The sequence below is a fragment of the Desulfacinum hydrothermale DSM 13146 genome (genome assembly GCF_900176285.1).
GTDB classification, from domain to species: domain Bacteria; phylum Desulfobacterota; class Syntrophobacteria; order Syntrophobacterales; family DSM-9756; genus Desulfacinum; species Desulfacinum hydrothermale.
On the sequence record NZ_FWXF01000001.1, the window covers coordinates 276,089 to 298,247 of the forward strand.

Sequence of the window (22,159 nt, forward strand, 5' to 3'; positions counted from 1 at the left end):
GCCGCGGGGGAGAGGGCTTGGGGTCCCTTGACTTTCACCTTCTATTCACCTTATGATCCCTCCACCAAGGCCCCCGCAAGGGGAGCTTCAGAGGGGAGGCATCGGTGGAACGAACCATCCTGCACATCCAGGTGCCGGACTTTTGCGCGGTGCTGGAAGCATTGCGGGATCCGTCCCGGGCGCACCGCCCCCTGGCGGTGGCGGACCCGACGGCGCGGTCCGTGGTGCAGGCGGTGAACCACCTGGCCCGCCGGGAAGGAATCCGGGAGGGAATGCCCCTGGCCAAGGCCCGGCGCCGGTGCCGCGGCCTGCAGGTGGTGCCGTGCGACCGGTCCTTCTACAAGCGGGCCCATGACCTGGTTGCCCGGGACCTGGCCGCCTTTTCCCCTCTGGTGGAGGGGGCCGTCCTGGGCCGTTTTTTCGTGGATCTCACGGGAACGCGTCGCCTGTGGGGCCCGGCCACGGACACGGCCTGCCGGCTGGAAGATGAGCTCTTGGCGCGCCGCCGGCTGGCGGCCCGGGCCGGGGTGGCTCCCAACAAGCTGGTGAGCCAAGCGGCGGCGGCCTGCGTGGACGTGGGGGACGTGAGTCGGGTCTTTCCCGGGGGGGAAAGGGCCTTTCTGGAGGGGCTTCCCGTGACGGCGCTTCCCGGCATCGGTCCCGGAACGGCCTCCATCCTGGGTGAGCTCAATGTCCGCCGGGTGGGAGAACTGGCCGGACTGGCCCCGGCGCACCTCTTTCCCGTTTTCGGTCGCCGGGCCGAACGTCTGATCCGGCTGGCCCGGGGCGAAGACCCGCTTCCCGTGGTGCCCTTGGAAAGGAAGGCCCGGCTGGAGGTGGCGAGGGCGCTTCCGGCGGACGAAATCGACCGGGGCCGGCTGGAGATCTTTCTCTTCCACATGGTGGAGGAGGCGGGCTGGGTCCTGAGACGCCAAAACCGCGTGCCGGGCAGGGTGCGGATCGTGGTCGGCCATGCCGACGGGGTGGAGCGCACCGCCACCCGCCGCCTTCCCGACTGGAACCAGATCCTGGACCGGGTGCTCTTCGGTGTGGTCCGGGATCTGTTTCGCAAGGTGGCGGTGCGCCGGGTGGCGGTGCGAAAGATGGCCGTGGAGTGGTTGGATCTGCGCATGCCGTTGGGCCAGCTTTGCCTCTTTTCGGACCGCCGGGTGGACCTGGCCCGGGAGCGGCGGATTCAGGCCGCCCTGGACGCCGTGCGAAGCCGGTTCGGGCGAAGCGCCGTGCGTTGGGGCCTGGCCGGGGAGGGGTGAGCCGTTGACCCCACGGGAGAGGGCGCCGAGGCGGCGTCCCGATCGGAAGAGGTTTTTTCTGCGTCTCCTTGGTGCCACGCAAAGCGGGTGGACCCAAAAGGGCGGGCGATGATCTGGGTGGTGCACAGCATCTATTCGTTCCTTTGGGGCGTGCGGTCCCCGGAAGATCTCTGCCGCGCGGCGGCCCAGCGGGGCCACGCCGTGGTGGTGTGTGCGGACCGAAACGGCCTGTACGGCCTGGTGCGTTTTCTTTCGGCCGCCCGCCGCTTCGGGGTGGAGCCCGTGGTGGGGGCGCACCTGGTACGGGACGGTCGGGAGGCGGTGGTGCTGGCCCGCTCTCCCAAGGGCTACGAGATGCTTTGCGGCCTGGTGAGCCGGCTTCACCTGGATCCCAGCCTCCGTCTGGAAGCGGCCGTGCCGGAGGCTCAAAAGCATCTGGTGGCCTTGAGTGCCGATCCCAGGTTTCTCAAGGAGGTTTCTTCCCGGGTGGAGTGTTACGCCGCCGTTACGCCGGGGCCCAGCGGCCGGCGCACCTTGCGGGCGGCGTGGGAACTGGGCGTGCCGCCCGCGGCCGTCTTTCCCGTCTATTTCGCCGATCCCCAAGACTGGGCGCTCCACCGTCTGGTGCGGGCCGTGGCCACCAACACCGTTTTGAGCGCCCTGGATCCCCGGGAGACGGCCCCGGCCGATGCCTGGATCCAGAGGCCCGAGGCGGGGCTTCGTCGGTTTCCCCACTGTCCGGAAGCGCTGGCCCATGCAGAACGGATCCTTCGGAGCTGTCGGGCCCGGTGGCTTTCCTTTCGCACCGTCTTTCCCCATTACGACGGCCGGGAGACGGACCACTTTCAGCTGCTGGTGCGCCGCTGCCGGGACGGCATCCGCCGCCGTTACGCCGGGACCTTTCCGGAGCTGGAACGGCGTCTGGCGGCCGAGCTGGCCCTCATTCGGGACAAGGGCTACGTGGACTACTTCCTGGTGGTGGCGGACATCGTGGGACGGCGCCCCATCCACTGCGGCCGCGGCAGCGCCGCGGCCAGCCTGGTGAGCTACCTTCTGGGGATCACCCACGTGGATCCCCTGCGCCACCGCCTGGTCTTCGAACGGTTCCTCAACCCGCAACGAAAGGACCATCCGGACATCGACGTGGACTTTCCCTGGGACGAACGGGACGGGCTTCTGGAGGAGGTGGAGCGCTGTTACGGGCCGGACCGGTTCGCCATGGTGTCCAACCACGTGGGCTTCGGCGCCCGGGCGGCTGTTCGGGAAACGGCCAAGGTGTACGGGGTGCCGCCGGAAGAAATCCGGGAGGTGACCCGGCGCCTGAGCGGCTGGACGCGTCCCAGCCGGATCGGCGAGCGGCTGGCCCACCACCCGGCCTTTCGGGGATTCCGCTTGGATCCTCCCTGGCCGGAGATTTTGGAACTGGCGGCGCGCCTGGAGGGGATTCCCCGCCACCTTTCCGTCCATTGCGGCGGGATCGTGCTGGCACCCGACCGGGTGGACCGCTACGTGCCCGTGGAGCGGGCCGCCAAGGGGGTTCGGATCATCCAGTGGGAAAAGGACCAGGCGGAAGAAGCGGGTCTGGTGAAGATCGATCTGCTGGGAAACCGGTCCCTGGGGGTCATCCGGGACGCTCTGGACATGGTGGCGGAGAACACAGGCCGTCGTCTGGATTATGCGTCCCTCCATCCCCTGGACGATCCGCCCACCCAGGCGCTTCTGGCCCGCGGGGATACCATGGGCGTCTTCTACGTGGAATCGCCCGCCATGCGCCAACTGCAGCGCAAGACACGCCGAGGCGATTTCGAGCATCTGGTCATTCATTCTTCCATCATCCGGCCGGCGGCCAATCGTTACATCGATGCCTACATCGAGCGGCTCCACGGGGCGTCCTACGAACCGATCCATCGCGACCTGGAAGAGCTCTTGAAAGAAACCTACGGGATCCTGGTCTACCAGGAGGACGTGGTGCGGGCGGCCATGGTGCTGGCGGGCTGGGACTGGGCCGAGGCGGACGGATTGCGCAAGGTTCTGAGCAAGAAGAGCCGGGAGCGGATCGAGGATTATCGCCGACGGTTCCAGGAAGGGTGCCGGCGCCGGGGCGTGTCGGAAGAGGTCATCCGTTCCGTCTGGGACATGTTCACCTCCTTTGCCGGCTATTCCTTCTGCAAGCCCCATTCGGCCTCCTACGCCCTGGTGAGCTTCAAGTCCGCCTGGCTCAAGGTCCACTACCCGGCGGAATTCATGGCGGCGGTGGTCGCCAACGGCGGCGGCTATTACACCCCCAGGGCGTACCTTTCGGAAGCGCAGCGCCTGGGCCTTCGGATCCTGGCCCCCCATGTGAACGAAAGCCGTTGGAAGTACTGGGGAAAGGACCGATGGATCCGGGTGGGCCTGCAGCAACTTCAAGGGGTGCGTCGGGAGAGCCTGGAGCGGCTGCTGGAGGAAAGAGAGAGAAACGGGCCCTACGAAAGCCTGGACGACCTGTTGGAGCGTGTCTGCCTGCCGCCTTCGGATGCCGTGGTTCTGGCCAAGAGCGGGGCTCTGGACGCGCTGGCCGACGCCCGGCACCTCAACCGGTCCCAGCTCCTGTGGTGGGTCCGGGCCCGGGCCGGGCGGAAAAGGGGCCTGCCGCGCAAGGGACCTTTCGGGGCCGACCCTCCGCCGCTACGGCCGCCGGATGTTGCCACGTTGTGGCGCCAGCAGGAAGAGGCCCTGGGTTTTGTCCTTTCCGCGCATCCGCTTCGAACCCACGCAAGGGCCTTCGCCGCTCGGAGGCGTCCCTGGATACGGGCCAAGGACCTGGAACGGTCCGTGGGAAAGACGGTGTGGCTCAAGGGGTGGCCCATCACGAAAAAGGAGGTGCTCACTCGGGAAGGGGATCCCATGGCCTTCGTCTCCTTCGAAGACGAAACGGCCATCTACGAGACGGTCTTCTTTCCCGGGGCCTATGGGCGGTTTTGTCGGACCCTGGGCTGGGAGCGCCCCTATGCCCTGAGGGGCAAGGTGGAGGCGTCTTTCGGGGCGGTGAGCGTCACCGTCAGCCACCTGGAGCCCGTGGCCTGAGTGAGTGGAGCGTGGAAATTGGAAAGGCGCGCTGACCATGTGGGGCTGAAAGGAGATAAGTGTCCGAAGGTTCTTCCTGGGGCGATGGGTCGGGTCGGCCCGATCAGAAGGTGGGTGGAGTGCCGTCCAGCAAGCCTTTTTGGGATAGTGCTCCGGCCGCCCGGCGGCCCCCGGCATCTCATCCGGTTCCCATGACGGTGACTTCCACCCGGCGGGAGCGGCTTCGGTTGTCGTGGTTGATGAGCACCACCTGCTGCCAGGTGCCCAGCACCAGGCGGCCTCGGCGAACCGGCAGCGCCACGGACGGCCCCAGCAGGGCCGCCTGCACGTGGCTGTGGCCGTTTCCATCGTGCCAGGCCTTTTCGTGTTCGTAATCCAGGCCCGGCGGTGCCAGGCGTTCGATGGCCCGCTTCAGGTCCTCCACCACGCCCGGTTCGTACTCGATGGTGGTGACCGATCCCGTGGACCCCACGACGGTCACGTTGAGGGTTCCCGTCCGGACCCCGGACGCCTGGATCGCCTGGCCCAGTTGTGCCGTGATGTCTCGAATGTCCACGCCCTGCTTCATGGGTACTTCCAAGGTTTCCGCATGGAGGATCCACCGGTTCATGCGCACTCCGTTTCGCTGGCCTCACGGTTCGTAATAGATGGGTTCGCCCATTTCCTTGAAGGAAAAGTTGTAGAAGACGTTGTGGCCGTTGTAGTCCAGAACCCGCAAGTCGTCGGTCTGCTTCAGATCACCCAGGATGATGGAGTACTGGAGCCCGTACTTTTCCTTCACCTTCTCCGTGGGGAGCTCCCTGGAGATGAACTTTTTGATCCCCTTGGTGGACATTTTCTCCACAAACTTGGGATCCGTGAAGGAATCGTAGCTCGTCAGCACCAGGATGGGTCCCGTTCCGGTAAAAATGATTCCCGCCTTCATGGTCATCCTCCTCCTTTTTGGGGTTATCAGGGAGCCCGCCGCGCCCACGCGGGGGCGTCCCGGCGCCTCTTGTGGGGCTCTTTCCGCATCCGAAAACAGGACAGGATGAGGATTGACAACCCTGCAGGAGATATTGGAAAACAGCGCCCGGAGCATGACCTGGAGCATGTGGAGGCGCTTGAAGCGTCTATGGAGATTAAAACCGGTGCTTTGTGGAGGCGGCAAGGTTTTTGTGACCGGAACGGCCGCGACCACGGAGGATGCAACTGGACGTGCGTATCGGGGGATGCACGGGGAGGGATTGCAATCCAAACCACTCCCCACTCTCCACTCACTACTCACCCACGCAGGAGGGGTGCATGAAGCAGTACGTGATCGATCAGCTGAGGGAATCGGACTACGAACAGATCCGCCAATACCTCACCAACCATACGGAAACCGCTGCCATGGAAGGGATCTACCACGTGGACCTTCCTCAGGAATTCTATTCCAGCCTCCAGAAGGAACACGGCGACTGCCAGCCCTACTACTTTGCGGTCAACCTGACCCGAAAGCAGGTGGGATTCGAATGGCTCATCCGGAGTCGCAACACCCTGCGCTGCGCTTGCATCGGCTACGCCACGCCGGACCAGCGTGACTACATCATCGGTTACGCGGACCGCATGCTGGAAGAGCTTCGGATCAAGATCTGACGGGCCGTGATGCGTCATCTGCCATCCGTCCTTCGTGATCCCGGAGCCCGTGGAGGGGAGAGGGCGGATCCGATGGTGGGCGCCTGGCGCTTTTGGGAAGGAACCATGACGGGAGGTGGCACAAGCTTTCATGGGGATTCGGATCCCTACCTGGTGCCCACGGAACATCCCTGGCGCGCCCTGGCCGATCGGGATCTCACGGGAAAGCGGGTGCTCACCGTGGCCGGAAGCGGCGATGGGCCCGTCTTTTGGAACGCCCGGGGCGTGGAAGCCGTGGTGGCGGTGGATGTGTCCCGGAAGGCGTGCTTTTTGACCGAACTGAAACGGGCCGCCTATGGAATGCTCCATCGGCAGGAATTCGCTTGCCTCTTCTTTTCCGGCCTGGAAGAGGTGGAACCGGCCGACGCGCAGATCGAAGGCTCCGGAAGGGATCCCAAGGCTTGCTACCAAAAGGTGCGGTCCCTGCTGACCGGCCCCGCTCGGGCCTTTTTCGATCCGCTCTTTGACGGCGCCCCGGAAGGATCCACTCCGCTCACCCGGTTTCTTCGCCCCACCGACCGCATCCACGTGGCGCTGTTTCCGCCTTTGACCTCCCAGGCGGCCTACCGGGCGTGGGCGGCCGGGGCCGCACGCCCCGTTTCCATCGTGTGCGCTCCCGTGGAGCGGTTCCTGGAAGAGACCGCCGCCTCCTTTCATCTCATCTACCTTTCCAATATCCTGGAATACGTCCGCCGGGATTTTCTCCTGGCGGAAGACGACGGCGGATTCCGGCGGTTTCTGGAGCGTTTCTGGACCCGGGTGGACCGGGCCCTTGAGCCCGCCGGGGCCGTGGGCGTCTATATCTTTCAGGGCCAGGATACGCACGCCTTTTCACACGCCATGGAGGATCTGGCCATTCCCCTCCACATGGGCTACAAGGCAGAGTTCATTCCGGTAACGATCCGCCCGCCGGGGTTGGACAAGGCGGTCTGGCGCCACACCCTGGTTTTTTTGGTTAAACCTGCATCACGCAAGTCCTTGGGTGAGGCGTGATGGGGAGCGGAGATTTTTCTGCACACTGCTCATCCAACAGAGGAGACATGGCATGGAAGAGAAAAGAAAGGCGCTCATGCTGGAAGCCTTCACGGGGGAGGCCCGGGCCCACTTTCGGCTGCTCCTTTTCGCCCAACGGGCCGACGAAGAGGGCTATCCGCAGATCGCCCGCCTCTTTCGTGCCGTGGCGGAAGCCGAAAGGGTCCATGCCCGCAATCACGCCATGCTGCTGGAATCGGTGGGGTCCACGGAGGACAATCTGAAGGCCGCCTTCGAGACGGAAACCTTCGCCAACCAGGTGGCTTACCCCAAACTCTTGAAGGAAGCGTGGGCCCTGGAGGACAAAGCGGCCATCTGGTTCCTCAGCTCGGCGCGAAATGCGGAGGAGCGCCACGCCCGGCTCTACAAGCACGCCCTGGAGGACCTGGTGGCGGAGCGCATGCCCGTCTATCAGGTCTGCAGCCATTGCGGCTGGATCGAGGAAGGGGAGGCGCCGCAGATGTGCCCCAACTGCAACAAGCCCCGGGACTATTTCATCCGGATTGGAGATTGAGAAAGGATAGCAAACCCATGACCGACAGCCGATTCGAAGCCGGCGAGCTGGTGCTCCTCACGTCCCAGAAGGGAAAGACGTGGCTGGTGCGGGCGGGCGAAGGCCCCTTTTCGTCCCACCTGGGGAACGTGGATCTGAACGACGTGGTGGGCCGCCAGGAAGGCGAATGCCTGGAGACCAACCAAGGGGCCAAGGTCTTTCTCTTTCGACCGTCCCTGACCGACTACGTCTTCAAGCTCAAAAGGAAGACCCAGATCATCTATCCCAAGGACATGGGGGCCTTTGTGGTCTACGGCGACATTCGGCCCGGCGACCGGGTCCTGGAGTCCGGCATCGGCTCCGGGGCGCTCACCCTGGCCCTGCTTCGGGCCGTGGGGCCCACGGGCACGGTGGTCTCCGTGGAAAAGCGGCCGGAATTCGCTCAGTTGGCCCGCCGTCACATCGAACGGTTCCTTGGACGGCCGCCGAAAAACCACCGGCTGGTGGTGGGCGATATCGAGTCCGTCCCACTGCGCTGCACCGTGGATCGGCTGGTGCTGGATGTGCCGGAACCCTGGCATGCCGTGGGGCCCGCGTCCCGGCAGCTGCGCACCGGAGGCCTGTTGATCAGCTGGAGCCCCAACGTGGGCCAGGTGCAGCTCGTTTGCCGGGAACTCAAGGCCCACGGCTTTGCCAATGTGACCACCTTCGAGCTGCTCAAGCGCAACTGGAAGATCGACGAGCGCCGGGCCCGGCCCGAGGACCGCATGGTGGCGCACACGGGTTTCATCACCGTGGCGAAGAAGATTGTCCGCACGGTGGGGGAGACGCCTCCAGCGATTCGGGATCCTGAAGCGCCCGTGCCGAGGTAGCGCACGAGCAGCCCGAACAGCCTGAGCACACGGGCTCCTGGGCTTTGAAGATCCGGAGGAAATGGCGAACCGTGTAAACCAGGCCCGCCACCACCGCGATTCCGATCACAAGGGTCTGCCACATGGATAGATCCTTTCTCTCTTTGCCTTCCCGAGGAAACGAAAGCTCCTGGCAAAGACGTGCGGTCCCGCCTTTGTCCTTTCAGAATCCCAGCAGGCGTCCGCCCTGGTAGACGGCTGTCGCGAAGACAAAGGCCACCGTCGTGTTGAAGGCCATGGAAAAGAGGCCCCACTTCCAGGAACCGGTTTCCTTCACGATGCATGTGACGGTGACAAAGCAGGGCGAATAGAGCATGATGAAGATCATGGCCGCCAGGGCGGTCAGGGGCTTCCAGTGGGGATCTTGCTGAAGCCGCTGGCTCAGAGACAGACTCTGGTCCGCTTCCACCTGTCCCAGCGAATAGGCGGTTCCCAGGGTGGAGATGATGACCTCCTTGGCTGCGAACCCTCCCACCAGGGCCACGTTGGTGCGCCAGTCGAATCCGCACCACCGGCTGAAGGTTTCCAAGGCCCTGCCCATACGGCCGGCGAAGGAATACTTCAGGGCTTCCGTGGCCTCCTGTCGGGAAAGCTCCGCCAGCGCCGTCGCGGCCTGAATCACCGCCGGGTCGGAAGATGCTGGATCCTCACCCGCCAGCAGTGGCGCGCGAACTTCCGCGGGAAGGCCCGCCACGACTTCCTGTCGCCCTTTTTCGAAGACCGCTCTCTTTTCTTCCGGCAGTCCCGGAAAGGCCATGAGCGCCCACAACAGCACGGAGATGGCCAGAATCGTCGTGCCCGCCTTGCTCACGTATTGCCAGATCCGTTCCCAGGTGTGGATCATGAGTCCCTTGAAGGTGGGGATCCGGTAGGGCGGCAGTTCCAGTAGAAACGGCGTGCTGGGGCCCCGCAGGATGGTGGATCGAAGGAGCTTGGCCAGCACCAGGGCAAAAATCCACGCCAGCAGGGTGAGAAGAAACATGACCTGGGCCCGGTTTTCCGAAAAGAAGGCGGCGATCAACATGGCCAACACGGGCACCTTGGCCCCGCAGTTCATGAAGGGGGCCGTGAGCAGAGTGGCCAGCCTTTCCCGGGAACTGCGCAGGGTGCGGGTGGCCATGACGCCCGGCACGGCGCATCCTCCCGCGATGCCCCCCGAGATGATGAAGGCCATGAAAGAGTTGCCGTGAAGACCGAAGATCCGAAACACGCGGTCCAGCATGTAGGCGGCCCGGGCCAGATAGCCCGTGTCTTCCAGGAAGGCGATGGCCAAAAACATGAGAAAGATCAGAGGGACGAACCCCACCACGCCGCCCACGCCGTTGATGATGCCCGATATCACCAGGGATCGTACGGGTCCCTCCGGCAGAACGCTTTCGGCCCAGGATCCCAGGGCGGAGAAGGCCGCTTCGAACCAGCCTACGGGTATCTCGCTGTAGGTGAAGGTGATCTGGTAAACCCCGTAAAGAACGGCCAGCATGATGAGGGGACCGAAGAATCGGTTGGTGAGGACTCGGTCGATCTGATCCGACCAAAGCAGCCGGTCGCCCCGCCACCGCTGTTCCACGATGCCTTGGCGCATGAGCCCCGAGATGTAACCGTAGCGGTGGTCCGCGATAATGGCTTCCGGGTAGCTGTCCAGGGTCTTTTGGATGTGCGTGATCACCTTGGCCGCCAGGGACAACAGCCGCTGGGTGAGATCGGGATCCGCCTCGCGGGCCTTGCCCAGCACCTGTTCGTCCTCTTCCAGGATCTTCAGGGCCGTCCAGCGGGCCGGATAGAGATCCGTGAGCAGCCCCTTTTCCTCGATGATCTGTTCCATATCCTGGAGGGTCGGGTCGATGTCCGCCCCGTAGGACAAGCGCAAGGGCTCCCACTTACGGCCGCTTTCGGACGTTTGCACGGCCGCCTTGAGGAGCGATTCCTTGCCTTCTCCGCGCCGGGCCACCGTGGGAACCACGGGCACGCCCAGGCGTCGAGACAGTTCATCGCAGTGAATCCGGACGCCGCGGCTTTCCGCCACGTCCACCATGTTGAGGGCCACCACCACCGGTACGCCCAGCTCCAGGAGCTGCACCGTCAGGTAGAGGTTCCGTTCCAGATTGGACGCGTCCACAATGTTGATGACCACCTCCGGCCTTTCGTGGACCAGGAAATCCCGGGCCACCAGCTCTTCCAGGGAGTAGGCCGTGAGGGAATAGGTTCCGGGAAGGTCCACCAGCCGGATGGTGTGCCCGTCCAGGCTGCACAGGCCTTCCTTCTTCTCCACCGTGATCCCGGGATAATTGCCCACGTGCTGGCGGGCCCCGGTGATGGCGTTGAAAAGGGTGGTCTTGCCGCAGTTGGGATTACCCGCCAGGGCGAACAGGTGTTCCTTGGCCGATGCGCTCATGAGCCGTCTGCAACCTCCACGTGAATGTGATCCGCTTCGTTGTTTCGCAAGGTGAGGGTGAAATCCCGGATCCGGATCGCCACGGGGTCCTTGAGCGGCGCTCGACCCTGGACGTGGAGGGGGGTGCCCGGCACCAGGCCCATGTCCCGAATGCGCCAGCCCAGCTCCCCGGTGGCCGTCACCTTCACGATGACCCCGCTCTGCTTGGGCTGCATGTGTCGCAAGAGAACCGTTTTCATAAAAGCCTCCATCCTGACGGGTCATGGGAACGAAGCACCATGCCCGGTTTTTCCCTGTGTCCATGAAAGGTTTCAGGTTCAGGGGGCGGGGAAGCCCCCCGGCGGCCGGTTGATTGGCCTTTCTGCGCCCCGTGTCCCTTGTGGTCGGGGACGGCGTGTCTGCTCAAGGAAGCGTTGCGTTGACCCACCAAGGTCCCTCCCAAATTAGGTGGCCCTAACTTATGGACCCCAAAAAAAGCAACCTCAGGACCCCATCCGGTTCTCCTCCCCGGTGATCTCCGTCCATGGGCCGCGATCTTTTTTCCCCGATGCCGGCATCCACCTTCCGGCACCCGCGTTCAGTTCGACGGGCCGCTGACCAGAATCTTGCGAGATATCCCCGCCCCCAGGCTGAGGGTGCTTCCGTGTACCTTCACCAGGCACGGGCAGTCGCAACCGGCGCAAACCAGTTCCAGCTCCGCCCCCGGGTAGATCCCCAGGGCGGCCATGCGGGCGCACAACCTGCGCCCTCCGTCGATGCGCCGCACCTTGAGGCGCGACCCCGACCGGGCGTGGGAAAGAGGAATCAGCTTTCCACAACCGTTTTCACGACTCACCGTAGCGCAGGATCCTCTTCCTCGTGTCCACCAGTTCATTGCCGACCTCTCCAGTCGAGTTTTGTTGTTAGGTACTCCAAACTTTATGCGGAGTCAACAGGAAATTGGTCATGGGAAAACTTGACTCGGATGACCGAACTTCACTGGATGCTTTCCATCCTGCCGCCGTCTCCATTCCAACTAAAGATAAGGATGGCGGCAAGAGGGGCAAGGGAGCCCTGGAAGGATCCCTTGGAGCCGGCCCGAGAACGCCCAGGTTGCTCCCTTCGAGTGCCGACGGAAGGTGGGGACGTACGGTGTCTGAATTGCGTTGGGCGCCGGTGCTTTCGCCTTTTGACTTGTTCCAGCCGTGGTTTTGGAAGATCCTGGAAGGCGCGGTTGGAAGGCGGGGGGCATCGTGAACGGCGCCTCCGCGCCCCGATGTGAAGATCGCGGCGAGTGGTGAAACGTGAGACGGAAGGGCAAAGAAGCGTGCGTCGCACTCCCCACCCCGGATGGCCGTTGATTCCTTCAGGGGGACAGACAGTGCAGGATCCCAAGACCCCCGATCAGGGCCTGAGGCGTCTGGTCCAAAGGGCGGCTCACCCGAATCCGCAGGTGCGGGAAACGGCCTTGCTGGCTCTCTTTGCTCCCCGGGACGGGGGGGACTGGGAGCATTGGAGCGGGGTCCTGGAGGCCGCGCTTGGGATGCCTCTGCCGGCCCTGGACAGGGAGCTGATCACGTTCCTTTTGGACCTGCTGTGCTGGCTGGAAGAGGACGGCAGCCCGACCCGGGGCAGGGCGGGAAAGGTCGGAACCTGGAAGCGGCGTTTCGCTTCCCGAAAGGATTCCCTGCAGGGGGCACGCGGGAGGGCTCGTGCCGTTCTGAGACGCCTGCCCGGCTATCTCCAGAGCCGACCCTATCCGCTGAGCCCACTGATGGCCTGGGGGCCTCCGATCCCCAAGCCGTACCGCCGCCCATCGTCCCGGCGCGCCTGGCTTCGGTGTCTGCGGTTGTTGGGGACCCGCATGGGGCGGCAAGTTCCGCCGCCCTGGTCCGTGGTGACCCTTCGGGATCTGGCCTCCGTGTGGATGCGAAGCCCGCGGGTGCAGCTCGCCCGCTTTGATCGCGGGCGGTGGCTGCGCGTGGGCCGGGCCATGTTGTATCCCATCACCTGCCCCGTCCGTGCGTCCTGCTGCCCGAAGATCCCGCCTCAGCCGGGCTTTTGGTCGAGGAGCCGACGGTGTGTCCTGGACCGCCTTGCGGAACGGACAGCCGAAGAGCTGGTGGCGATCCGCCGTCTTGCCACGGCGGTGAGCCGAAAGAAGCGACGTGTGGTCCTCAGCCTCCACAACGCCACCCTGGCCGCCTGCGGAGGCTGGGCCTTCGAAAGCCTGGGGGAGCAATTTCCCGATCCGGAGCGGGGGCGCCAATTTTACCGGCGCGTGTGGGAACGTGTGCGCCGGGCCGACGGAAGGTCCCAAGAGGCCACCGAAGCATCGATCCCCCAGTCCCTCTGGCGCCAATGGGAAAAGCGGCTGGCGCGGCCCAAGGTACTCTTCGCCCTGTGGGAGGCTTGGGGGAGGAGTCGGCTGGCGCCGTCTGATGCGGCCTTCTTGGAGCGCTATCTGCACCTTTTTGCATCCCTTGTGAATCCCCAGGAGTTCATGGACCAAGCGCCCACGCTTCCCTATGCGTGGCCGGGGTGGCTTGCGCCCCACCAGAGGCTTTCTCTCCCGCGTCTCTACGGCTGGTGGCAAGGACGCCGTGTGCTCTGGCCTCGGGGCTGGACCCTTCTGGAGGCCTTTCTGGCTGAGGGAAGGTTGTGGCTCCAAGAAGGGCGCGTGGAGTCCCTCGTCCTTCCCTGGATCGATAAGTTCTTCATCTCTTCCAGGCGGGATGGGGATGCGGGCTACCTGAGGGCGCTCTTTTCCTTTCTCCAGGGGCTGGAGGAGCCGCCCGTGATCCTTTTTTGGGAGGATACGGCCCGCTCGGCGGATCCCAGCCTGGCCTTGGCGCTTCGAAAACATTGGGAGCCGGATCAATTCCTTGGCTTCGGCGTCTTCGGTGACGGACGCTGGGGGCGTCAGGACGCAGAAAGCATCCTGGGGCAGATCGCCCGTCCGGGCTGCCTCTATGTGCTTCGTCCCCTGGACGACACCCACCATCCCATGGGATTAAAAGAAATCTTTTCCAGCCCTAGCCCGAATCTGGACCCCTACGACTCGTCGTGGAAGGACGGGATCCATGCCCTTTACGCAGGCACCCAGGTGGAGCCGCTCCTGTCCCTTCCCACCGACGCGGACCTGCTTCCCGCCTGGATCGGCTGGGATCGGTGCCGGCTCCCCTTGGGGGCGTTCTTTCGCCGCCGCCTGCGCCGGTTGGTGCTCGGACGAAACCGTTCCCGCGGCCCGGCGGACCCGGGGCGGGACCATGTGTGGGGCCTCTACGCCCGATGGGCCAACCTTTTGTGAGACGGGCTGGGGGAAAAAGGAATTGACAATGTTCTCGGATAGTTCTATGGGGTAGGTGCTTTTTTTGAAAAACATTCGTGCAATGTGAACCTCCTTGCCAACAGCAGCTACCCCATTGGATAAGCGGCAGATCACGAGACCATGACGCACAATTTTCAAAAAGCCCGCGACCGGATGGTCGAAACCCAGCTGATTCCCCGGGGCATTCATGATCCGCGGGTTCTGGCCGCCATGCGCAAGGTGCCGCGGCATCTCTTTGTGAGCGAAGCACTCCAGAGCCAGGCCTACGCCGACCATCCCCTTCCCATCGGTGATAAACAGACCATCAGCCAGCCGTACATCGTGGCGCTCATGACCGAAGCCCTCCAGCTCCAGGGAACGGAGAAGGTGTTGGAGATCGGCACCGGGTCCGGCTACCAGACGGCGGTGCTGGCCGAGTTGGCCGATACGGTCTTCAGCATCGAGCGCCTTCCGAGCCTGCTGCACCGAGCCCGCAAGACGATGGAACAACTGGGATACCGAAACGTGGTGCTCCGTGTGGGCGATGGAACGGTGGGCTGGCCCGAAGAGGCGCCGTTCGACGCCATCCTGGTATCGGCCGGCGCTCCCCAGGTGCCCCAGCCGCTGGTGGATCAGCTGGCCGTGGGGGGACGGCTGATCGTTCCCGTGGGGGACCGGCTCAGCCAGGAGCTGGTGTTGGTGGAGCGGGTTCCGGAAGGGGTGCGAAAGAGCCACTTGGGCGGCTGTCGGTTCGTGGATCTGGTGGGCAAGTGGGGCTGGGAGGAATAGGTGCGTCGACCGGTGATCGCCGTGGTGGGAGCCGGAACGGCCTCCGAGGCCGCCGCCGAGGCGGCGCGGCGGGTCGGGTCGGCCATTGCCAAAGCCGGAGCCGTGCTCATCTCTGGCGGGCTGGGCGGTGTTATGGAGGCGGCGGCCCAAGGCGCCAAGGAAGCTGGCGGGGTCACCCTGGGGATTCTGCCCGGTGCCGACACATGGAGTGCCAATCCCCATATCGATCATCCCATCGCCACCAACATGGGCCAGGCCCGCAACGCCGTGATTGTGCAGACGGCGGACGCTGTGGTGTCCGTGCACGGCGGCTACGGGACCCTCTCCGAGATCGCCCTGGCCCTGAAAGCGGCCAAGCCCGTCTTTTGTATCCATCCGCCCTGTGAGGTTCCGGGTGCCCGGATCGTGGAATCGCCGGAGGAGGCCGTGGAGCGGGCCGTGGCGGCGGCTCGAAAACGGATGGCATCATCCCGAGGAAAGGGAGTGGAGCGTGACGGATAAGACACCCAGGGAACGGATGTCGTTGGCCGAGCTCATCCGGGAAAACAAGGCGCTGCGCCGGGAACTGGAATCGGTGATTCGCACCGCCGCGGCCAACGAAGCCATCTGGCGCCACATGGTGGAGATCGAGAAGGTGCTTTTCCGCACCCGCCAATTCGATCTGCTGGCTTCGCAGCTTCTGGAGGAAATCCGGCGCCGCTTCGATCTGGACGGGGTGGTTTTGGCGGTGGGCCATCCGGACGTGCTGGAGCGCTTCTTCCCGCAACTGGCCAACGGAGACGGTGCCCGGGTGCTCTGGGCCGGAGACGGGGCGTGCATCGTCTCCTGCGCCCTGCCGGACGATCCCCAGGGGCCCGGGGAGGAAGCCTGCGGCCCACGGCTCCTGGACGAAACGGCCGTGGCCGCGCTCATGAACCTCCCGGAGGATTTTCCTCCCATCGGCTCCGCCGCCCTGGTGCCGCTTCGTATCCACGACCTTTTCTTCGGGTTCTTGCTGCTTGCCAGTCGCGATCCCCACCACTACCGGCCCGGGGACGGGACGGAGCTGTTGGAACAGATGGGCCACAAGGTGGCTCTGTGCATGGAAAACTGCCTGGCCTACGAAAGGGCCAAGGAGCTTTCCGATCGGGACGAAGCCACCGGTCTGCTCAATTTCTTCCAGATTCATTCGGTGTTGGAACGGGAGTTCCGGCGGGCCAGGCGGAAGTCCACGGATCTGTCTGTGCTGGCCGTGGACCTGGAATTCGTGGACGAGGCCTTCGGCCATGAAGACATGGTGGGTCCCGTGCTGAACCACGTGGGGGAACTGCTGCGCCGCACCTTCCCGGATGGTGAAGGCTTCATCGGGCGTTACGGCAGTGTGGAGTTTTTGGTGGTGTGCCCCTACGCAGACGAGCGGGAGGCCCAGGTGCTCCGGGACCGCCTCATGGACCTGATCCGCCGCTCCCCCTTCCGGCGCCAACGGACCGTCCTTCTCATCCGGCCCCGCATCGGGGTGGCCACCCTGACCGGGACCATGGAGCGGGCCCAGGATCTGCTGGATGCGGTCCAAAAGTCCCTGTGCCAGGCCAAGGCCGCCCAGCGCCTTCCCCAAGAGACGGAATCCGCCGGCCGATCCTGAAGGTCTTTCCGTGCAGGCCTTCGCCCTCGAGGCCCGGAAGGGCCGGGTTCACATCACCGTTTTGGAAACGACCCTGCCGTGGAGCCGCCCTGAAGCCGGGCGGCACGCCCTCATTTTTACAGCTCGGAAACCATTTGGCGCAGCTGCGTGTTGGAAAAGACCGGACCGTCCACGCACACGTAGGTGTCCCCGATGTTGCAACGGCCGCACAGGCCGATGCCGCATTTCATGCGCCGTTCCAGGGTGGTGAGGATCTGGTCGTCTTCGTAGCCCAGCTCCTTGAGGCCCGCCAGGACGAACTTGATCATGATGGGAGGTCCACAGGTGATGGCCACCCGGTTGTAGGGGCTGGGGGCCTCTTCCGCCAAGACGGTGGGAACGAATCCCACCCGTTCCTCCCAGCCGGGAAATTCCCGGTCCACGGTGAGAACCAGGTTGACGCCGGCGGCCCTCCACTGGTCGAACTCGTACCGGTAGCACAGGTCCTGGGGAGAGCGGGCGCCGTAGATCACCGTGATGTCTCCGAATTCCTCACGCCGGTCCACCATGGTGAGCAGCAGGGTCCGAAGGGGCGCCATGCCGATGCCGCCTCCCACGAAGAGGATATCCTTGCCCTTGAGGGCCTCCACGGGAAAGCTGTTGCCCAGAGGCGCGCGGACGCCGATGGGATCCCCCTCGCAGAGGCGATGCAGGGCCCGGGTCACCTCACCTGTTTTCATAACGCTGAACTGCAGATATTCGCGGCGGGTGGGCGGCGAGTTGATGACGAAGGTGGATTCACCCACCCCGAAGACGGACAGCTGTCCCACCTGGCCGGGCTCGAAACGGAAGGCGGCCATCTGTTCCGGGTCGTCCAGCACGATCCGAAAGGTCTTGATGTTGGGCGTTTCCTGAATGATTTCTCGGATGGTGCCCATCTGCGGCAGATAGGGATTGTTCTTGCTCACCACGTTAGGCATGCACCTCCTCCTGGACGGGCAGATCACGGACCACCGCGCGGATATCCACCGAAACGGGGCAGTGGCGGATGCAGCGGCCGCAGCCACAGCAGGCCACCTGCCCGTATTTGGAGACGAAATAACTGAACTTGTGTCCCACCCGGTTGCGGTAGCGTTCCACCTTGGACGGGCGCGGGTTGTGGCCGCTGGCCTCCAGGGTGAAGTGGGGGAACATGCACGCGTCCCAGGACCGGATGCGTTCCCCGCTCAGACCACGGGCCTCGTCGGTGATGGTAAAGCAGTAGCAGGTGGGACAGACGAAGGTGCACAGGCCGCAGCTGAGGCACTTGTCGATGTGGCCGTGCCAGAAGGCGGCGTCCTGGAATCGGGCCCGGAAGGCCGCATCCATGGCCGTGAGGGAGCCTTCCCCCACCATCTCACGGCCGGCTTGGTCCAGCATGTCCCGGGCCGCCTGGATCTGTTCCGCGGTGGGGCCACGGCCGATCTTTTCCACCAAGGCGGCGCCCCGCTGTGTGATGGCCCGCAACACGTAGCCGTCGGGTAGGGCAATGAGCTGCGCGTCGCTTCCTTGCGGATCCGCGGGACCGCTTCCCACGGCGGAACAAAAGCAGGCCCCATCCGCGTCCCGGCAGACCAGGGAAACGAAGGTGGTCTTTTCCCGGCGTTCCGCGTAGTAGGGATCCCGGTAGGGCCCTTGGAGGAAGACCCGATCGAAGGTGAGAAATCCGCGGGCGTCGCACGGCCGACAGCCGAAGACCACGGCCGGTGGGACGGTGCGGGTGTCGTCCACGTGAAGCCGGTGGCCTGCAGGAACCGAAAGGTCCTTTTCCTTGACGAAGCGAAGCAGGGCTTCCGACCGGGGAAAGAGGACTTCCTTGGCCGAGACCAAGCTGCGCGCGTCCAGCCGCACGGACAAGCCGGGCCGGTAGCGCTGGAACCGAACCAGGTCGGGCTTGGAGGCGTCGCCGGCGGGCACCCACACCTGCGCGTCGGCGCTCAGGGCCGCAAGGGCTTCATGAAGTTCCGTATCCGGAAGGAAAACAGCTTTTTCCATGGGCTTACCTCTTTCGGGGCAAGGCGAAAGACCGGCGGTCAGGAGTCAATCACTTTGACTGGATGCCTGGGGCCTTGGAGCTCGTTCCTTGCCCTCCCAAGCTCAGATGCCCGTCTCGGACGGGTCGAAGGTTTGCAGCGGCGGCGTGGCCGCCGGATCCACTCCCGCCTGGTAATCCCACAGGTCCAAAGCGATCTGGGCCATCTTTTCCTTGAAGAGGGCTACGGGGATGCCCACGGGACACACCCGCTCGCATTCCCCGCATTCGGTGCACCGGCCCGCCAGGTGCAGGGCATGGATCATGTGAAAGAGAAACTTGTCCCGCACACTGTCGCGCTGAGTGGTCCACTTGGGCGTCCGCGATTCGGCCAGGCAGCGGTCCCGACAGACGCACAAGGGGCAGGCGTTTCGGCACGCGTAGCAGCGAAGGCAGCGGTCCAATTCCCTTTCCCAGTAGGCCCGGCGTTCTTCCAGGGGCAGGGAATCGACGGCCTCCACATGGGCAAAAGAAGGCGCGTCGCAGCGGGCCGGTACCGGGTCGCCCAAAACCACGTCGGCAAGCAGCGGATTGGGCTGGCGGCATCGGCGACACCGCCGGGCCAGAACGGAATCCAGTGGGATCTCTTCCGTACCCTCGTAGGAATGGAGAATCAGCAGGTTGTCCTGAAAGGAGACCTGGGTGACCGGAGCCCGGTTCTTCCTGGCCTGGGCCAACGCCTGGGGATCCACCGTTCCCGGGCAGGGCAGGCCGATCACGTGCAGTCTTTCCCGGTCCACGAACCCTTCCTGGATCAAGGCGGTCAGGGAACGGGTGTCGCAGCCCTTGAGGCAAACGGCCACTTTCTTTTCCGTCTTCTCGGCGCTCTTGAGGATTTGGGGCAGGTAGACGGACAAGTTGGGAGCGCACAAGGGATTCCAGACAAGGCGGGCAAGGTCTTCCCGCCTGCGCACGAAAGCGGGGGTGGCCCGGAGCGGCTCGAAGCCGATCTCCCAGCCGATGACCAGCTCCAGCTCCTCGAAATGGTCCTCCAGGTGAGAGTGCAAGGTCTTCATAGGCTCCTCGGGCTGATGCATCGCTCGGTGTCCCCGGCTCCTCCTTGGGAGGACACCGCCTGTGGGGCGTTTTCGGTGACGGCGTCTTGACCGAAGCCCGGGTTGGGCCCCAGCTCCTGGATCACGGCGGAAAATTCGCTCACCACCTGCTGCCAGCGCTGGCCTTCGGAAGCCGATACCCAGGTGTAGTGAAAACGCCTGGGGTCCAGGCCCACGAAGGGCAGAAACCGCTTGACCAGTTCCAGGCGGCGTCGAGCGTAGAAGTTACCCACCGCATAGTGGCAGTCCTTGGGATGGCAGCCGGAGACGAGAACGCCGTCGGCTCCCTGGGCCAAGGCCTTCACCACAAAGAGCGGGTCCATGCGGCCCGTACAGGGGATGCGGATGATGCGCAGCAGGGGCGGCTGCTTGAATCGGCATACGCCCGCCGTATCCGCGCCGCCGTAGGAGCACCAGTTGCAAAGAAATCCCACAATGCGAAGCTGTTTGTCGTTCTTTTCGTCCACGCTCACCGCCTCACGGGTTCAGTTGCCGGTCGTCAGTTCTCGTTTCCCGGGTCCGGCAGGATCCCACTTTCCGGGAGGGTCCGGCCCGCCCCTGGCGCCTCGGGCCTCACGCGCACAAGGCGTCCAACTCGGCCAGGATCTGGTCGTCGGTGAAGTGCTTGAGTTGGATGGCCTTGGGCGGACAGGTGGCGTTGCACAGCCCGCAGCCCTGGCAGACCGTTTCCAACACCTCCGCCTTGCGGCTGCCGTCCCGAAGGGTCTTCCACTGGATGGCCCCGAAAGGACACACGCTCAGGCACTTGCCGCAGCCGATGCACACGCTTTCCAGCACACCCGCCACCTGCGGGTCGGTGGCGATGGTGTCCCGGGCGAAGAGGGCCAGGACCTTGGAGGCCGCCGCACTTCCCTGGGCCACGGAGGCGGGGATGTCCTTGGGACCCTGGCAGGCGCCGGCCAGATAGACCCCCGCCGTGTTGGTTTCCACAGGCCGCAGCTTGGGATGGCTTTCCATGTAGAATCCGTACTGGTCGTAGGAGATGCGAAGCTTTTCCGCCAGCTCCTTGGCCCCCCGGGACGATTCCACGCCGGTGGCCAGCACCACCAGGTCGGCTTCCACCTCCACCTGGGCTCCCAGCAGGGTGTCGGCGCCCTGGACCACCATGCGGTCGCCCCTGGGATAGATCTTGCCCACCCGCCCGCGAATGTATTGCACGCCGTATTCTTCAATGGCCCGGCGCACGAACTCGTCGTAGTTTTTCCCGGGAGAGCGGATGTCCATGTAGAAGACGTAGCATTGGACCCCCGGCAGATGGTCCCGGGCCAGGATGGCCTGCTTGGCGATGTACATGCAGCAGATGCCGGAGCAATAGGGTCGGTCCACGGACTTGTCGCGGGACCCCACGCAGGCCACGAAAACGATGTCTTTCGGTTCCTTGCCGTCCGATGGGCGCTTCACATGGCCGCCGAAGGGGCCCGAGGCGCTCAGGATGCGCTCGAACTGGATGCCGGTGATCACGTCCGGATAGCGTCCGGCGCCGTATTCCCCGTACGGAGCCGGATCAAACAGATCGTAGCCCGTGGCCACGATGATGGCGCCCACCTCTTCCACCACCTCCCGGTCTTCCATGTCGTAGTGGATGGCGTTGGTGGGGCAGATCTTCTGGCAGACCTTGCACTTGCCCGTGGCGAAGTAACGGCAGGCGTCCTTTTGGATGCGGGCCTTCTTGGGGATGGCCTGGGGGAAGGGGATCTGGATGGCGCTGGTGGTTCCCAGGTTCTCATTGAATCGGTCCACCGTCTTCTTGGACGGACACTTTTCCATGCACAGGCCGCAGCCGGTGCAGGCGTCCCAGTCCACGTAGGTGGCCTTCTTGCGGATCTTCACCGTGAAATTGCCGATGTAGCCGCTCACGGCCTCCACTTCACTGTAGGCGTGCAGGGTGATGTTTTCCTTCTGGGCCACGTCCACCATCTTGGGCCCCAGGATGCACGACGAACAGTCGATGGTGGGAAATGTCTTGTCCAGCTTGGCCATCTTGCCGCCGATGGACTGTTCCCGTTCCACCAGGACCACGTCCAGGCCCGCATCGGCGCAATCAAGCGCCGCCTGGATGCCGGCCACGCCGCCCCCGATCACCAGCACCCGCTTGTTGATGGGCACTTCCGAGGCGAACAGGGGTTCGTTGCGGCGAAGCTTCTCCACGGCCATGCGCACCAGCTCCATGGCCTTCAGGGTATTGGCGCCCTTGTCCTGACCGATCCAGGAGACATGCTCCCGGATGTTGGCCATCTCGAACATGTAGCGGTTGAGGCCCGCCTTTTCCACGGCCCGGCGGAACGTGGCTTCGTGCATGCGGGGCGAACAGGCGGCCACCACCACGCCCTGGAGCCGGTGTTCGGCGATGGCCTTCTGGATCTCCTGCTGACCCGGTTCCGAGCAGGTGTACATGTAGTCGGTGGCGAAGACCACGTCGGGATAGTCCAGGGCCCGCTGGGCCACGGCCCCGGTGTCCACGGTCGAGGCGATGTTGGTTCCACACTGGCAGACAAATACACCGATGCGCATGA

At 64.5% G+C, this 22,159-nt stretch carries 21 protein-coding genes; 10 read left to right on the plus strand and 11 right to left on the minus strand.

The features are described 5' to 3' along the window. Window positions 1-104: 104 nt before the first annotated feature. Both B9A12_RS01315 and dnaE read left to right on the plus strand, forming a co-directional pair. Window positions 105-1,271, plus strand: a complete 1,167-nt coding sequence (locus B9A12_RS01315) for a DNA polymerase Y family protein (RefSeq protein WP_084055738.1) — start codon at window positions 105-107, stop codon at window positions 1,269-1,271. A gap of 108 nt (window positions 1,272-1,379) precedes the next feature. Then, window positions 1,380-4,337 (plus strand): DNA polymerase III subunit alpha, encoded by a 2,958-nt coding sequence (gene dnaE / locus B9A12_RS01320; RefSeq protein ID WP_084055739.1) that lies wholly within the window; start codon window positions 1,380-1,382, stop codon window positions 4,335-4,337. 178 nt (window positions 4,338-4,515) lie between these two features. Here the strand turns inward: dnaE and B9A12_RS01325 are convergent, their stop codons facing one another. Further along, window positions 4,516-4,947, minus strand: a complete 432-nt coding sequence (locus B9A12_RS01325) for a secondary thiamine-phosphate synthase enzyme YjbQ (protein ID WP_084055740.1) — start codon at window positions 4,945-4,947, stop codon at window positions 4,516-4,518. Window positions 4,948-4,968: 21 nt separating this feature from the next. Then, window positions 4,969-5,262 (minus strand): hypothetical protein, encoded by a 294-nt coding sequence (locus B9A12_RS01330; protein WP_084055962.1) that lies wholly within the window; start codon window positions 5,260-5,262, stop codon window positions 4,969-4,971. A gap of 359 nt (window positions 5,263-5,621) precedes the next feature. Here B9A12_RS01330 and B9A12_RS01335 point away from each other — a divergent pair, with 359 nt between their 5' ends. The 4 genes from B9A12_RS01335 to B9A12_RS01350 all read left to right on the plus strand — a co-directional run bounded on the left by B9A12_RS01335 (window position 5,622) and on the right by B9A12_RS01350 (window position 8,390). Then, window positions 5,622-5,954, plus strand: coding sequence for a hypothetical protein (locus B9A12_RS01335; RefSeq protein WP_084055741.1), 333 nt, complete (start codon window positions 5,622-5,624; stop codon window positions 5,952-5,954). A 105-nt stretch (window positions 5,955-6,059) separates the two neighbouring features. Then, window positions 6,060-6,986 (plus strand): BtaA family protein, encoded by a 927-nt coding sequence (locus B9A12_RS01340; protein ID WP_139796429.1) that lies wholly within the window; start codon window positions 6,060-6,062, stop codon window positions 6,984-6,986. Window positions 6,987-7,038: 52 nt separating this feature from the next. Then, the gene (locus B9A12_RS01345) at window positions 7,039-7,539 is read left to right on the plus strand and encodes a rubrerythrin family protein (protein WP_084055743.1); all 501 of its coding nucleotides are present in this window, start codon (window positions 7,039-7,041) and stop codon (window positions 7,537-7,539) included. A 17-nt stretch (window positions 7,540-7,556) separates the two neighbouring features. Beyond that, entirely contained in the window at window positions 7,557-8,390 is an 834-nt protein-coding gene (locus B9A12_RS01350) for a tRNA (adenine-N1)-methyltransferase (protein WP_084055744.1), read from the plus strand. On the opposite strand, the gene B9A12_RS17920 is transcribed toward B9A12_RS01350, so the two are convergent. From B9A12_RS17920 to B9A12_RS01365, 4 genes are all read right to left on the minus strand, one after another. Beyond that, window positions 8,308-8,514, minus strand: a complete 207-nt coding sequence (locus B9A12_RS17920; protein ID WP_139796430.1) for a FeoB-associated Cys-rich membrane protein — start codon at window positions 8,512-8,514, stop codon at window positions 8,308-8,310. The genes B9A12_RS01350 and B9A12_RS17920 overlap by 83 nt on opposite strands. A 78-nt stretch (window positions 8,515-8,592) precedes the next feature. Continuing rightward, window positions 8,593-10,821: a ferrous iron transport protein B gene (feoB, locus tag B9A12_RS01355; RefSeq protein ID WP_084055745.1), complete on the minus strand. Its 2,229-nt coding sequence runs from the start codon at window positions 10,819-10,821 to the stop codon at window positions 8,593-8,595. Continuing rightward, window positions 10,818-11,060, minus strand: coding sequence for a FeoA family protein (locus B9A12_RS01360; protein WP_084055746.1), 243 nt, complete (start codon window positions 11,058-11,060; stop codon window positions 10,818-10,820). The genes feoB and B9A12_RS01360 overlap by 4 nt, the downstream gene beginning before the upstream one ends. A 338-nt stretch (window positions 11,061-11,398) precedes the next feature. Continuing rightward, complete coding sequence (locus B9A12_RS01365) at window positions 11,399-11,656, minus strand: FeoA family protein (RefSeq protein ID WP_170920256.1); 258 nt, start codon at window positions 11,654-11,656, stop codon at window positions 11,399-11,401. 525 nt (window positions 11,657-12,181) lie between these two features. Here B9A12_RS01365 and B9A12_RS01370 point away from each other — a divergent pair. The 4 genes from B9A12_RS01370 (at window position 12,182) to B9A12_RS01385 (ending at window position 16,520) form a co-directional block, all read left to right on the plus strand. Next, the gene (locus B9A12_RS01370) at window positions 12,182-14,110 is read left to right on the plus strand and encodes a hypothetical protein (RefSeq protein WP_084055748.1); all 1,929 of its coding nucleotides are present in this window, start codon (window positions 12,182-12,184) and stop codon (window positions 14,108-14,110) included. Between the two features lie 141 nt (window positions 14,111-14,251). Then, complete coding sequence (locus tag B9A12_RS01375; RefSeq protein WP_084055749.1) at window positions 14,252-14,899, plus strand: protein-L-isoaspartate(D-aspartate) O-methyltransferase; 648 nt, start codon at window positions 14,252-14,254, stop codon at window positions 14,897-14,899. Next, on the plus strand, window positions 14,900-15,400 hold the full coding sequence (locus tag B9A12_RS01380) for a TIGR00725 family protein (protein ID WP_084055750.1): 501 nt from the start codon (window positions 14,900-14,902) through the stop codon (window positions 15,398-15,400). After that, window positions 15,390-16,520, plus strand: a complete 1,131-nt coding sequence (locus B9A12_RS01385) for a DUF484 family protein (RefSeq protein ID WP_139796431.1) — start codon at window positions 15,390-15,392, stop codon at window positions 16,518-16,520. Before B9A12_RS01380 ends, B9A12_RS01385 begins: the two co-directional genes overlap by 11 nt. Window positions 16,521-16,636: 116 nt before the next feature. On the opposite strand, the gene B9A12_RS01390 is transcribed toward B9A12_RS01385, so the two are convergent. The 5 genes from B9A12_RS01390 to B9A12_RS01410 form a co-directional block, all read right to left on the minus strand. After that, window positions 16,637-17,479, minus strand: a complete 843-nt coding sequence (locus tag B9A12_RS01390; protein WP_084055752.1) for an FAD/NAD(P)-binding protein — start codon at window positions 17,477-17,479, stop codon at window positions 16,637-16,639. Next, window positions 17,472-18,533: a 4Fe-4S dicluster domain-containing protein gene (locus B9A12_RS01395; RefSeq protein WP_084055753.1), complete on the minus strand. Its 1,062-nt coding sequence runs from the start codon at window positions 18,531-18,533 to the stop codon at window positions 17,472-17,474. The genes B9A12_RS01390 and B9A12_RS01395 overlap by 8 nt, the downstream gene beginning before the upstream one ends. 102 nt (window positions 18,534-18,635) lie before the next feature. Then, window positions 18,636-19,586: a Coenzyme F420 hydrogenase/dehydrogenase, beta subunit C-terminal domain gene (locus B9A12_RS01400; protein ID WP_139796432.1), complete on the minus strand. Its 951-nt coding sequence runs from the start codon at window positions 19,584-19,586 to the stop codon at window positions 18,636-18,638. Continuing rightward, window positions 19,583-20,092 carry a hydrogenase iron-sulfur subunit gene (locus B9A12_RS01405; RefSeq protein WP_084055755.1) on the minus strand — a complete coding sequence of 170 codons (510 nt, stop codon included), beginning with the start codon at window positions 20,090-20,092 and terminating at the stop codon, window positions 19,583-19,585. Before B9A12_RS01405 ends, B9A12_RS01400 begins: the two co-directional genes overlap by 4 nt. Window positions 20,093-20,198: 106 nt before the next feature. Then, window positions 20,199-22,157, minus strand: coding sequence for a CoB--CoM heterodisulfide reductase iron-sulfur subunit A family protein (locus B9A12_RS01410; RefSeq protein WP_084055756.1), 1,959 nt, complete (start codon window positions 22,155-22,157; stop codon window positions 20,199-20,201). Window positions 22,158-22,159: the final 2 nt, after the last annotated feature.